11 protein-coding genes are annotated in these 12,875 nt (G+C 65.2%); 5 read left to right on the forward strand and 6 right to left on the reverse strand.

Annotation, left to right across the window (positions count from 1 at the left end):
- From VLE48_10290 to VLE48_10305, 4 genes are all read right to left on the reverse strand, one after another.
- A partial coding sequence (locus tag VLE48_10290) for a hypothetical protein (protein ID HSA93389.1) occupies positions 1 to 288 on the reverse strand: 288 nt, incomplete at its 3' end.
- Positions 288 to 1,538, reverse strand: coding sequence for a glycosyltransferase family 87 protein (locus VLE48_10295; GenBank protein HSA93390.1), 1,251 nt, complete (start codon positions 1,536 to 1,538; stop codon positions 288 to 290). The genes VLE48_10290 and VLE48_10295, both read right to left, overlap by 1 nt.
- Positions 1,539 to 1,593: 55 nt before the next feature.
- The gene (locus tag VLE48_10300; protein ID HSA93391.1) at positions 1,594 to 2,454 is read right to left on the reverse strand and encodes a response regulator; all 861 of its coding nucleotides are present in this window, start codon (positions 2,452 to 2,454) and stop codon (positions 1,594 to 1,596) included.
- 3 nt (positions 2,455 to 2,457) lie between these two features.
- Positions 2,458 to 5,919, reverse strand: a complete 3,462-nt coding sequence (locus VLE48_10305) for a response regulator (protein ID HSA93392.1) — start codon at positions 5,917 to 5,919, stop codon at positions 2,458 to 2,460.
- Positions 5,920 to 6,271: 352 nt separating this feature from the next.
- Here VLE48_10305 and VLE48_10310 point away from each other — a divergent pair, with 352 nt between their 5' ends.
- From VLE48_10310 to VLE48_10330, 5 genes are all read left to right on the forward strand, one after another.
- Positions 6,272 to 9,046, forward strand: a complete 2,775-nt coding sequence (locus tag VLE48_10310) for a tetratricopeptide repeat protein (GenBank protein ID HSA93393.1) — start codon at positions 6,272 to 6,274, stop codon at positions 9,044 to 9,046.
- A 10-nt stretch (positions 9,047 to 9,056) separates the two neighbouring features.
- Positions 9,057 to 9,428 (forward strand): hypothetical protein, encoded by a 372-nt coding sequence (locus VLE48_10315; GenBank protein ID HSA93394.1) that lies wholly within the window; start codon positions 9,057 to 9,059, stop codon positions 9,426 to 9,428.
- A gap of 72 nt (positions 9,429 to 9,500) precedes the next feature.
- Positions 9,501 to 10,382 carry a TIGR00730 family Rossman fold protein gene (locus VLE48_10320; protein HSA93395.1) on the forward strand — a complete coding sequence of 294 codons (882 nt, stop codon included), beginning with the start codon at positions 9,501 to 9,503 and terminating at the stop codon, positions 10,380 to 10,382.
- 9 nt (positions 10,383 to 10,391) lie between these two features.
- Entirely contained in the window at positions 10,392 to 11,042 is a 651-nt protein-coding gene (locus tag VLE48_10325) for a thiamine phosphate synthase (GenBank protein HSA93396.1), read from the forward strand.
- 134 nt (positions 11,043 to 11,176) lie between these two features.
- Positions 11,177 to 11,557 carry a PPOX class F420-dependent oxidoreductase gene (locus VLE48_10330; GenBank protein ID HSA93397.1) on the forward strand — a complete coding sequence of 127 codons (381 nt, stop codon included), beginning with the start codon at positions 11,177 to 11,179 and terminating at the stop codon, positions 11,555 to 11,557.
- Positions 11,558 to 11,569: 12 nt separating this feature from the next.
- On the opposite strand, the gene VLE48_10335 is transcribed toward VLE48_10330, so the two are convergent.
- Positions 11,570 to 12,622 carry a DUF5700 domain-containing putative Zn-dependent protease gene (locus VLE48_10335; protein HSA93398.1) on the reverse strand — a complete coding sequence of 351 codons (1,053 nt, stop codon included), beginning with the start codon at positions 12,620 to 12,622 and terminating at the stop codon, positions 11,570 to 11,572.
- 46 nt (positions 12,623 to 12,668) lie between these two features.
- Positions 12,669 to 12,875 (reverse strand): YdeI/OmpD-associated family protein (locus VLE48_10340; protein HSA93399.1); only part of this gene is annotated, 207 nt, incomplete at its 5' end.

The following is a 12,875-nucleotide window of genomic DNA, read 5'->3' on the forward strand; positions in this document are numbered from 1 at the left end:
GAGCAGCTCGAAGGGCGGATGATAAAAAAGCAGCGGCGTGCGCCGCGCCGGAAACCCACGCTGGAGTTCCCGCTGCGTGTCGAACTTGTACAGCAGGGCGCCACGGCCTTCCGCCACGACACGCGCAGCGCTATAGAACGCTGTGAAGTCGGTTTCCCCGCCCAGGATGCGTGGGCGCAGCTCAGCCAGGGTCATGCCGTGTATCGTCAGCAAGAGGCCAAGTGCGATCCACAACAGGGGCGCCGGACGGTCCTTCCCGCCCACCGGTCGATCTGGTTCGGTGGACATCAGGCGCGCACCTCGCTGCGGAGTTCCACGAACAGTGTTCCGGCTAGTAGCAGCATCACCCAGAAAATGGGCGCGGGCGGCACGACGGCACTGGGCACAAGAAAGGGCGGGTAGTAGAGCGCAAGAATCAGCCCGCACAAGGCCGCGCGTCGCACCCGCGAGCCCGGCCTTCCGGCCCGGAGGTGGCGAACGATCAGCGCTACGGGAAGCAGCATGAGGCTGACGTCATGTCCGTTCAGGTGGTAGCTGACCAGCAGTGCGAGGATCACGTTCAGGGCGAACGCCAGCTCCAACCCTGCAGAAGGGACCGGCTCCATAGCGGGCCACTGCCGCGCTGCAACGACGAGCAGGCCCAGCGAAAGCGAGAGCGCCGTCATCGCCAATGCCCCGGACTGGGAGCCGCCGGGCAGGATCGCCGTAAGCAATCCCCGCAAGTTAGGCATGCCGGCGGGGTCGTAGATCCCGAGGCCTGGATTTCGACTGGTTCCCAGCAAGAAATGCGGGTACTCGACGACTCCCCGCCACCCCACCAATAGCATCGAAAGCAATACCAGGAGGACTGCGGTCACCAGCACTCCCGTCAGGACCCTCACCCTCTTCTTCCAAGCGAAGGCGACCAGCAACGGCAGGACGAACTGGAACTTGAACAGCGCCAGGCCAAGGCATGCCCCACAACGAAATTCCTGGCCGCGTTTCAGTGCCACCAAAGCCAGGCTGAACAGCAACAAGAGCAGGAGAGAGTCCTGACCATGAGCAATGGCCAGGAAAACCGGGTAGAACGCCAGGCAGGCCACGGCCTGAAGAAGAGTAACCGACCCGTCGGCTGGATCATTCGGAAGTCGGAACCGGGCCACGGCTCCCACCAAAGCGGCGTTCACCAAGACAAAGGCCACGTACGCGTGAGCAAAGGGGAGGGGCGCCAACGGCAGGTAGAGCAGTACTTCGAACGGTGGGTGCAAGTAGGGCAGCGGCTGGTGCCGCCATTCGCTCTGTGCCTTTTGCTGCGTCTCGAGGCGATAGAGAGACTCACCGTCGCCGCTGTACACGATGCGCGCTGCGCCATAGAAGCTGGTAAAGTCCGCGCCGCCCCCGAGAATGCGCTCTCCAGAGTGGACCAGGCCCGCGGCATAGGCCCCGATCAGGGCGACCCATAGCCCCCAGAGCCACACGCGTGCTTTCCAATCCTGCATCTCGGCCGGGGCGTCCGGAACACCGGGCGCCCACGAAGTATCGCAGGAATCACCCAACACGGCGAGAGATTCGCGGTCACGGGAATCAGAATGTGAGTGACCCGGACAAGAATTCTCAGTCCAGGTACTTGATCAGCACAACTTCGTTCTGTTTTTCGTTGTAGAGCACTTCATCCACCTTCTGCTGCGTCATCAGGATGCCGAAGCCGCCCGCGCGCAGGCCTTTCTCATCGCGAACCCGCATGTGCCGGATGGGGTCCTCGGGTGGATTGCTGATGGCGGCGTGCTCCAGGCCGGCAAAGTGGAAGCCCACGCCCGGGTCGGCAATGCGGTACATCAGCATCCGCTGGGCGCGCAGGTAGGAGATGCGCACCTTGCGGCGGGGATCGAGTTTGCCGCCCCACTCGATGGCGTTGAGCAGCATCTCGCGAAAGGCATCGCCGACGGCGTTGCGCACGTCGTCCGGCAGGTCGGCTTTCAGCGCCATCATGAAGCCCTGGATGCGATCGGCCAGGGCGCGCTCACAAGGCACGACCAGTTCGACCCAGTGCGGCCGCGCCGAAACGACTTCGATGGGAGACGCCGGAGGCTGCTCCTCCAGCGTCTCGCTCACCAGTTCCAGCAGCGCCTGGGTGCGAAACGGCTTGGGAACGTAGCGATCCGCCTGTTCACGCACCGCCTCGAGGAGGGTCTCCGGGGTGTTGTCCGCGGTCATGATGATGACCTTTGCGCGCCGTCCAAGGTCCTTCAGCTTCTGCAACACTTCCAGGCCATTCATGCCCGGCATGTGGACATCCAGCATCACGAGGTCGAACGGTTTCTTGCGAATGTGCTGGATGGCGGCCGTTCCGTCCGGGGCCACCGTGACCGCGTATCCGGCCTTGCCCAGCAATTCGCTCAGCAGGAGCCGGATGGACGAGTCGTCGTCAGCGACCAGCACGGTCCTTCTCTTCTCTTTTGGGGTCTTGGCTGCCATGCTTCAGCGACTCCCGGTCCGCTTCTTTCGCTTGGCCGCGGTCGCGCGCGCCGGTCGCTTGCCGGCCTTCCCTGACCTGCGGCGCACACGCGAGCGGAAGGCCTGCAGCGCTTCGTCCAGCTCACAACAAGCGGCCTCGAGATCCGCGCAGGCGGTCCGCGCAGGGCTGAGGTCGCCCCCATGCGCCATGCTCTCCAGGCGGGCAGCGGCCTCTGCCGTAGCGTGCGCCGCCAACCCGGCCGCCGATCCTTTCAGACCGTGCGCTTCCGACTCCAGCGTCCGCATATCGCTTTTCTCCGACGCCTCACGGATGGCATGAATCCGCTGGGGAGCGTCCGCCTGGAACAGTTCCGTCATCTCAACCGCCAGGCGAGTATCGCCTTCGACGCGCTCCATCAGCTCTACTTCATCGAAGACCGCGGGCTTGGCGGGTTGCGTCGCCTTTCGAATCGCCGCCAGCAATTCCTGTTTTTGAACCGGCTTGGCGACATAGGCGTCCATGCCCGCTTCCAGGCACCGCTCGCGGTCGCCGCTCATGGCGTGGGCGGTCATGGCGATCACGGGCACATGGCCGCCGGTCACGCGCTCTCGCTCGCGGAGAGAGCGCGTGGCCTCCAGGCCGTCCATCTCGGGCATCTGCACGTCCATCACCACCAGGTCGAAGCGCTCACGATCCAACGCAGCCAGCGCCTCCCTGCCACTGGCGGCCACCTGCACAAGGTGCCCTTGCTTTTCGAGCAGCTTCACAGCCAGCTTCTGGTTCACGGGATTATCTTCCGCGAGAAGGATGCGCAATCCTTCCTTCCTACGGACAGACCGGCTCACGCGCTGCGGACGGGGGTCGCGTACTCCGCCATCCAGTGCGGTCATCAGAGCATCGTACAATTCGGACTGCATCACCGGCTTGCGCACCCATCCGGTCACACCCAACCTGCGGCATCGCTCATCGCCGTCAGCTCCGGGAGGTGTCAGCAACAGGACGTGCGGGCGGCTGGCTTGCAGTTCCCGTTGTATCTTCTCCGCCAGCTCGAAGCCGTCCATCCCCGGCATGTCGGCGTCAATCACCGCAAGGGCGAAAGGCTTGCCCTGCTCGCGAGCCCGGCGCAGCCAGTCGAGGGCCTCCACGCCGCTGGCTGCCGCCTCCGCCTGCATGCGCCACCCGGCAAACATCTCCTGCAAGATGCCGAGTGTGGTTGGGTTGTCGTCCACCACCAGCACACGGAGACTTCGCAGCCGCTCGGGTGCACGGCGCAGGGCAGCTCCTTTCTGGAGGCCGAACCGCGCCGTGAAATGGAACGTGCTGCCCCGGTCCTCTCCGCTTTCCACCCAGACGCGCCCGCCCATCAATTCCACCAATTGCTGGACAATGGCCAGGCCCAGCCCAGTTCCGCCGTACTTGCGGGTGGTGGAGGCATCGGCCTGTGCGAACGGATCGAAAATCATGGCCTGCTTGCCGGCGGGTATGCCGATGCCCGTGTCTCGCACCGCGAACCGCAGTTGCACCTCGTTCCGCGTGGCGGATTCCATTTCCACATGCACCACGACCTCGCCGCGTTCCGTGAACTTGATGGCGTTGCCCACCAGGTTCATCACGATCTGCCGCAGCCGCCCCGGATCGCTCACCAGGGCGTCGGGCACGTCGGCATGCACATGACAAGCCAGTTCCAGCCGCTTCTCACGCGCCCGCAGAGCGAGCACGCGAACGGTCTCATCCAGCGTGTCGCGCAGGCTGAAAGGGACGCGATCGATCTCCAACCTGCCCGCTTCCACTTTGGAATAGTCCAGGATGTCGTTGATCAGGGCCAGCAGCGCCTGTGCGGAATCATGCGCAGCAGCCAGGTAGTCGCGCTGCTCGCGGGTGAGACGCGTGTCGAGCGCCAGCTCCGTCATGCCCAGGATGGCGTTCATGGGCGTGCGGATCTCGTGGCTCATGTTGGCCAGCAGGCGGCTCTTGGCCAGCGTGGCCTCCTCCGCGCGGCGCCGGGAGGCATCCAGCTCCTTTACCAGTTGGGCCAGGCGGGCCGCGTTCTCTTCTTCCACCTGTTTGGCGGCTTCCAGCTCGCGGGTGTAGCGCTTGAGCGCCTCCTGGGCCTGCCTGCGCTCCATGAACTGCCCGACCTGGATGCCGATGGCATCGAACATCTCCAAAAGCGCCGGGTCGGGCCGGCGAATGTCACGACTGAAGAACTCCAGCACGCCCACTACCTGGCCGCGCTGCCGGATTGGAAAGCCGAAGGCCCCGTGCAGCCCCACCCGGTCGGCATAGGGGGCGCGCGGAAAATTGGGATCGCGCACCACGTCCGGGATCCAGGCCGCTTGGCCATTCACCCACACGCGCCCCGGAAGTCCGATGCCGGGCTTGAACAAGATGGTGCGGGTAGCGGCTTCAAACTCGCCCAGATCGATCTGGGGCAGGTGCCAGATCTCGACGTTGCGCAGCGCGCCGGCATTCTCGTCCACGCTCCAGATGGCGCCCATTTCCCATCCCAGGTTGAAGCACACTGCTTCGAGAATGCGCGGTGTGGCTTCGTTCAGCGAGTCCGCCTCGGCCAGCACGCGGGTCACAGCGTAGCCGGCGGCCTGGCGTCGAGCGGCATCCCGGAGTTCGGTCACATCGCGCGCCACGCCGTAAATCAGTCCTTCTTGCGGCGCGGGGCGCGAGGTCCACTGCAGCCACCGATAGAGCCCGTCACGAGTACGGTACCGATTCTCGAACTGCAGGGTGTCGGTGCCCTGACTCAACTGCTGGGCCTCCGCCGCCGTTCTCTTCCGGTCTTCGGGATGAACGAACTCCACATAAGGCGCGGCCATCAGCTCCTCTCTCGAGAAGCCCAGCACGGTTTCCCATGCCGGGTTGAGACGCTTGAATCGCCCATCCAAGTCGGCGATACACAGCAGGTCCGGGGAAAGCTCGAAGAAGCGGTCCAGCTCCTTTTCCGCCAAGCGCCGCTCCGCCATGGCGGTGGCCAGTTCTTCCAGGTGGCGCCGTAGCTCCAGTTGCACCATGACCTGCCGCGCCAGCGCGCGCAACGTGTCCCGCTGCTCGGCCGTGAGGATATGGGGCTTGTGATCGGCTACACACAAGGTTCCAAGGGCATGGCCCTCGGGATCGATCAACGGGGCGCCGGCGTAGAAGCGGAGGTGCGGTTCGCCGGTGACCAGAGGATTGCGGGCAAAACGTTCGTCGGCGAGGGCGTCCGGCACTTCGAAGACATCGCTGCCGAGGATGGCGTGAGCGCAGAAGGCGATCTCGCGCGGAGTCTCGGCGGCTTCGACGCCGATCCGGGACTTGAACCATTGCCGGTCCGCGTCCACCAGGCTGACCAGCGCCAGCGGCGTCCCGCAAACATGTGCAGCGATACGGCTAATATCGTCGAAGGCCGGCTCGGGTGGCGTGTCCAGTACCTTGTATCGCCGGAGAGCTTCCAGCCGGGCCGCTTCATTGCTGGGCAGTGGAGCCTTCATGCCGCCAGGTCTCTGTGCAGGGGCGGCAGGTCGCAGCCGCCCTCCTCGGCTTTCCAAGGTGCGGGCTGATTATACTGCGCCGTACTCAGGACCGGGGTTCAAGCGCCCTGCTTGTTGGCCGAGGCCCTTGGGCAGCACGTTTGTTTGTGATACTTTACGGCCGTTTCTAAATGATCCATCGCAGCTCACGGTCTGACAGACGGGCGGAGCCTTAAGGGACCAGGGCCGTTCCGGACTCGGGAAACGGCTATTGTCCAGCGGGTTACCTTCACGGCTGCGGACGTGATAGCTTGTACATTCGGGCCGCGGGCCAAAGCTTGCCGCCAGTACGCCCCGGGGGAACCACTCGTCTATGGCGCTCGGATTCGGCTTCAACAAGACGAAGGTGATGGCTGCGGCTCAGAAGTACCAGCAGCAGGGCAAGCTGCAGAACGCCATCGCCGAGTACGAGAAGATCGCCAAGGAAGACCCTAAGGACCTCACCATCCTGAATACCATTGGCGACCTGTATTACCAGGTCGGCCAGACGGACAAGGCATGCGTCTACTTCAAGAGGGTCGGCGATAACTACGCGCTCGAGGGTTTTACCGTCAAGGCCATCGCCCTCTACAAGAAGCTCACCAAGCTGAACCCCTCGGCCAGCGAGGCCATTCTGAAGCTGGCCGAGCTCTACACCCAGCAGGGCCTGTATAACGACGCCCGCGCCCAGTACGTGCAGGTTGCCGACCGGTTCATGCAGTCGGGGGAATCGGAGCAGGCGGCAAAGATCTTCCAGAAGATCCTCGAGCTGGATCCCGAAAACGCCGCCATGCGCGCCCGGCTGGCGGACCTCTACATCAAGCTGGGCAAGAAGAACGAGGCGCGCGACATCTACATCACGGCCTCCCAGTCCCTCTACGCCCGGGGTGCGCTTGATGCGGCCGACGAAGCCCTGGGGAAGGTGCTGAAGCTCGATCCGGGCAACGCGGACGCTCTCATGCTTCGCGGCCAGATCGCGGTGGATTCGGGCGACGGCAATGCCGCTGTCACCCACCTGGAGCAGATTCCCAACCTGGACTCGCGCCCCGATGCCCTGCGGGCTCTGTTGCGCGCCTACTTGCTGGTGGGCAACGCGGCGGCGGCGGAACCCATTGCCGGCAAGCTGCTCACCGTGCATAACGATGCCAGCGGCGTTTCCAGCTTCGCAGAGAACCTGCTGGCTGCCGGACGCTTCGAGGACGCGCTGAAGATCTACGACCAGCACGCCGACACCTTCCTCGCCTCGAACGCCCAGGCGCTGCTGGACGCCCTGCACGCCAGCATCAGCCAGATCAAGGAGAATGCTCCGGCCCTGGCCATCTTGCGCAACCTGTATCTCAAGGCCGGCATCACCACCCACCTGGCCGACGTCAGCGAGCTGCTGGCCCACGCCTGGGTGCAAGCCGGTGAGCTCACCAAGGCACGCGACCTGTACAAGGAACTGGCCGAACTCGAGCCCGAGAACGAGCTCCACATGCAGAGCTACAAGCAGGTGGTGGCCAAACTGGGCGAGGATTCCGCCATGCGTCCGCTCACTCCCGAAGAGGGCGCGCAGGCCTTCATGGTGGATGAGCTGGAGCACGCCGCACCCGCCGTCGAGCAGTCGTATTCGCCGGAGGTCGCCGAAGCGGTCCGCGCCGCGCTGACCGATTCCGAGCTCTACGCCTCCTACAACGTGCCCGCCAAGGCCATCGCGCCGCTGGAGGCGGCCCTCCCGCAAGCTCCCAAGGATGTGCAGCTCAACCAGCAGCTCGCGTCTCTTTACGCCCGCGCCGGCCGCATGGAGGAAGCCGCGCGCTGCTGCGACGTCCTGGCCAGCGTTTTCGGAGAAGCCGGCCATGAAGCACAGGCGCGCCAGTACACCGACATGGGCGCCAAGTACCGCTCGCGCGCCGCCGAGGCCCCAGCCGCCGCGGCCGAATTCGCGGTGGAGGCGGCGCCGCCTCCGGCGACACCTGCGGCTGGTCCCGCCGAATTCGCCATGGAAGTGCCGGCGCCCGAACCGGCGATGGCCGCGCACGAGGTCGACCTCTCATCGGAGTGGGAGAGCATGACGTCGGTTGAGGGGGCTCCCGAGGCACCCGCCGCGCCTCCTCCACCGGCTGCGCCTTCGGTCGCGGACTTGGTGGAAGAAATCCGCTTCTACGTCTCGCAAGCCATGTGGACCGAGGCGGAGGCTGCGATCCAAAGAGGAGAGTCGCTCGCTCCGGGAAACGCGGATCTTGCCGCGCTGCGAGAGCAGGTGGCCGCCGCCACCGCACCTGCGGCCGCGGAGATGGAGGTCGCGCCCGCCGAAGCACAGCCCAGCGTGGCGGAATACGTGTTCGATGCCGCAGCCGTGGAGCCGCCGGTCGAAGCGCCCCCTCCACCGCCTCCACCTCCGCCGCCGAAGCCCGCTGCTCCTCCACCGAAGGCCGCGCCGCCCAAACCGGCGCCACCACCGAAACCTGCCGCGCCTCCGCCCCCACCTCGGCCTGCGGCTACCGCCGGCGACGTGCTCGGCGACATGGTGCTCGACATTGAACAATCGCTGGGTGACGACTTCGGAGTTGCTGCGCCGCCACCTCCGCCCGCGGCGCCTCCGCCCGCCGCAAAGGCGGCTCCGCCGCCGGCCGCGCCGGCTCCTTCGGCCGCAGCCGAGGAAGCCGCTCCCGCCGAAACCGCATCGGTTCTTTCCGACCTGTTCGAGGAGTTCAAGGGAGAGGTGGAGGAAACTTCGCAGGAAGCCGAGGATCCGGACACGCATTACAACCTCGGCGTCGCCTTCAAGGAGATGGGCTTGCTGGATGAGGCGATTGGGGAACTGCAAAAAGTTTGCCAAGCTATCGACCAGGGCCAGCCTTTCAGCCAGGCCATGCAGGCCTACATCTGGCTGGCTCACTGTTTCATGGAGAAGGGCGTCCCCATGGCCGCCGCCCGCTGGTATGAAAAAGCGCTGAAGGTGCCCAACCTGCAGCAGGAGAACCGGCTCGCGCTCTACTACGAACTGGCCTCGGCGCAGGAGGCAGCCGGTGACAAGCAGGCGGCCCTGCGCAACTTCATGGAAGTGTACGGCACCAACATCGACTACCGCGACGTTGCCGACCGCATCAAGGCGCTGAAGGGATAAGCGCACCCGGATGGACCTCGCGCGCCGGGAATCCGAAGCCACGGCCGAAGCTTCCGCCAAGCTGCCCTCTCCTTCCACGGCCGCGCCCGCCAAACCCGGCACCTCTGCCGATGTTCCACAGTGGCTCCGCCGCTTGTCACTCGCGGTCTACATCCTTTTCTGCCTGGAGATGGGCTTGCTGCTGCTGGTGCTTCCGTGGACCTCGGTTTGGCTGAACAACTCGCTGGTCGCGGGGCATTCCTATCTTGAAGCGTTGGCGAACAACGACTTTGTGCGCGGCGCCGTCTCCGGCCTCGGCCTGGTGGATATCTGGTTGGCCATCACGGAAGCACTCCGCTATCGGGAACAGCGGACGCACCCTTCTCCGCCACCAAGCTCCTGAACCCTTGCTTCGCTTGGTTCCCCGAAAGTTTTCTCGTATGCTGTGACGCGCGGTTGAAGTTGCAGCGTTACCATGCCCAAGTCCTCGTCGAAATCGGCGCCGGTCGCCTACCTTAACCCGGCATTTCTGGAGAGCGCGGACGGGCGTGCCATCCGCATTCTTTCCGAGTATCTGGAGCCGCTGGCCCGATTCCGCCGGCAACGCATCCAGGACACGGTCGTGTTCTTCGGTTCCGCGCGATTCCCCAGCCGCGAAATCGCGGCACGGCGACTGGCTCAACTGCAGGGCGCGGAGGGCAAGGCCCTGCCCCGGCAGCAGCTCCGCGCCGAGCGCAAGCTGGCGGAAAAGGCGCTGGAGCTCTCCCGTTACTACGAGGACGCGCGCAAGCTGGCCACCCTGTTGACGCGCTGGGCACAACGCCTGCCGTCACGCCGGCGGCGCTTCGTGGTGGCGACCGGCGGCGGACCGGGCATTATGGAAGCCGCCAACCGGGGCGCCAGGGAGGCCGGAGGCGTGACCATCGGACTCAATATCCGGCTGCCGCACGAGCAAGAACCCAATCCTTACATCACGCCGGCGCTGAATTTTGAGTTCCGTTACTTCTTCATGCGCAAGTTCTGGTTCGCCTATCCCGCCAAGGCCCTGGTGATCTTCCCAGGGGGCTTCGGCACGCTGGACGAGCTGTTTGAGATCCTGACGCTGGCTCAGACCGACAAGTTGGCCAAGAAGATCCTGGTCATCATCTACGGCCGCGAGTACTGGGACCAGACGATGAGCTTCCAGGCTCTTCTTGACGCCGGCGCCATATCACCCAGCGACCTCGACCTGTTCCGCGTGGTCGATTCACCCGAGGAAGCGTTCGAGCGATTGCGTACCGGCCTGACTCGCTTCCACCTGCAACAGGAGCCGCTGCGGCAGCGCGAATCGCCGGAGCTCGCGCACACCCGCGCCTAGGCCTTTGCCGTGCTGCTCTGCTACGTCACCGATCGCACACAGCTCGCAGCCGACGAGGCAGCGCGCCGGGGGCGGTTGCTGGCGAATATTCGCGAAGCCGCCCTTGCCGGCGTGGATTACATTCAGCTCCGCGAGCGTGACCTGACGGCGCGCGAACTCGAGGCGCTCGCCGGCGAAGCCGTGCGCGCGGTGCGGGCGGCCTCTTCCCACACCCGCATCCTGATCAACTCCCGCAGCGATGTGGCCGTCGCCGTCGGCGCCGATGGCGTTCATCTGCGCGCCGGCGACATTTCCGTCGACGACGCCCGAGCCATCTTTGCCAAGACCGGACGGCCGCACGTCGTCGTCGGCGCTTCCTGCCACGTTCCCGCGGAGGTAACCACTGCGGCCGCCACGGGTGCTGACTTTGTGGTATTCGGCCCGGTGTTCGAAAAGGCGGCAACCATCCCCGCAGGCGGCGTGGGCGTGGAGGGCTTGCGGGCCGCGGTTGTGGCGGCAATTGTGACCGGGCTGGCCACACCCATACTCGCGATCGGCGGCGTGACCCTGGAAAACGCCCGGGATTGCCTGCACGCCGGTGCCGCGGGAGTGGCGGCGATCCGGCTCTTCCAGCAGGGCGATCCGCAGGAAACGGTGCGCCGGTTGCGCGCCCTCAGCTAGAGGGCGCAGATCACGGAACGATTCGACCACGGCCAGCGACGTCTTACCGCCAGGGCTACTTTTGGGGACGCCCGCGCATCATCGTGAGCTCTCTCTTGGTGTCCTTCGTGTTTCCGTGGTTACAATCAGGTCTCATGAGCGCAACGGACCGGCTCGCCCAATTTCACGGTCGCCGCTATCTCAACCTGGAAAGCTATCGCAAGGACGGCCGTGCCGTGCGCACGCCGCTGTGGTTCGCCGAAGCGGACGGTTTGCTCTACATCTACACCCTGGCCGAATCCGGCAAGGTGAAGCGCATCCGGCGCAATCCGCGTGTGCGCATCGTGCCGTCGGACATCCGCGGCACTCCCAGGGGCGAATGGATCGAAGCCGAAGCCCAGCTGCTCGAAGGCGAGCGCGCCGCGTCCGGCGACCGTCTCCTCAGCCAGAAGTACGTGGGGAAGCGAATCGGAGATCTGTTTCGCAAGCTGCGGCCCAAGCCGCGCGCGGTGCTGGCGATACGGCCGCTTCCGTGAATCCGAAGGTCCTCAGTGTGCCGAGACCTGCCTTCCCTCCGCTGCCTGCACCAGCCTCTCGGACCACTTCGGTAACGAAGCGTTCGTCTTGTCTATCGCCTGGTTATAGGCGGCAAACAGCCGGCGCGGGTCGCAGAAGCTCTCGATCATCTTCTCGCGGCCATAGGCCTTCTCGATGGTCACGGCCATCTTCCAGCCCACCGTGTACCACGGCCCCAGCATGCCGAAGTAGCCGAAGGCCTGCCTGGTGGTCTCTTCCTCGGTCAGTTTTCTTTCCACGACCTTGAGGAAGAATGTGTCCAGCTCTTTTTGATTCTCCTGGAACCGGGCGATTTCCTTGTCCCATTCGGCGCGCTGCTCGGGACGGTTGGAAGGACGCGGATGACCGTCCGGGGCATTCATCGCCGCCAGGGTCGCAAAGCCTTCGCCAAAGGCCGAGGTCCACCTGAGTAACTGGGCGCGCGCCGGGTCGCCGGCGACCTCCTCCTCGTTGCTCCCACAGCCGGTTCCGAAGCCGATGTGGTGCAGTTCGTGCGCCACCGTATTCTCGAACTCCTCGGACGTGATGGCCGCATCGAGATAAAGGAAGATCGCCGGGTCGGTCGTGACCTCGAACACGAACGAATTGTCCCGCGGCTTGATCGAGGGATAGATCCTGGCGCGGATGATCGCGGCGGGCGGCAGATGCGCGAAGGCCCGTCCCGCGGCCACGGAAAGGTCGGCCTGCTTCCAGCGGTTGAGCGCCTCTTCGAGCGCCGCCGCTTTCTCGAGCAGCGCATCGGACATCACGAACTTGCGGAATGCCTCGTCCTCGAACGGCCGCTGCATGGCAAGCTCGCGCTTCTTGAGGCGCGTGTATCCTTCGCTCGCGAACAGGCGCTGCCAGTCCGCCTCGACTACGGGCTCGCCCGCCTTGCGCTTGGCCAGAATGGCAAGCACAGCTTCCGGTTCGTCGGTGACCATGCGCACGTCGAGCCGCGAGCTTGCCGGCTCCGACGCGGCAGCCGCGGTTAGCGTCAGAGAGAGAATCAGCAGGACAGCCGCATTCGCAGTCCGGGTGTGCACCGACCAATGCCTCCGCTGGAGTATACGCAGCCTCCGGCATCTCGGTTCATTCGCGGCGGGCCTTGGCTTCGCCCTTCTCCGCGTACTCCACCATCACCTCCACTGCCTTAGTGATGCGGCGCGCGCGCGACTCGGGATTGCGGTAATAGAAGATGGCCAGCAGTTGCGCCCGCCGCTGCCCCGGCGTCATGCGCTGCCAGCCCTCACGCGCCTTTGGGTTCCGAGCCAGAGCGGCCTGAATCAGCGGCGGCAG

Source organism: Terriglobales bacterium (assembly GCA_035454605.1).
GTDB lineage: Bacteria > Acidobacteriota > Terriglobia > Terriglobales > Acidobacteriaceae > DATMAB01.

Excerpts from the sequence above, each read along its gene's own strand:
- VLE48_10315 (HSA93394.1), top strand. The coding sequence starts at position 9,057 with ATGGACCTCGCGCGCCGGGAATCCGAAGCCACGGCCGAAGCTTCCGCC.
- VLE48_10330 (HSA93397.1), top strand. The coding sequence starts at position 11,177 with ATGAGCGCAACGGACCGGCTCGCCCAATTTCACGGTCGCCGCTATCTC.
- VLE48_10305 (HSA93392.1), bottom strand. The coding sequence starts at position 5,919 with ATGAAGGCTCCACTGCCCAGCAATGAAGCGGCCCGGCTGGAAGCTCTC.
- VLE48_10310 (HSA93393.1), top strand. The coding sequence starts at position 6,272 with ATGGCGCTCGGATTCGGCTTCAACAAGACGAAGGTGATGGCTGCGGCT.
- VLE48_10300 (HSA93391.1), bottom strand. The coding sequence starts at position 2,454 with ATGGCAGCCAAGACCCCAAAAGAGAAGAGAAGGACCGTGCTGGTCGCT.
- VLE48_10320 (HSA93395.1), top strand. The coding sequence starts at position 9,501 with ATGCCCAAGTCCTCGTCGAAATCGGCGCCGGTCGCCTACCTTAACCCG.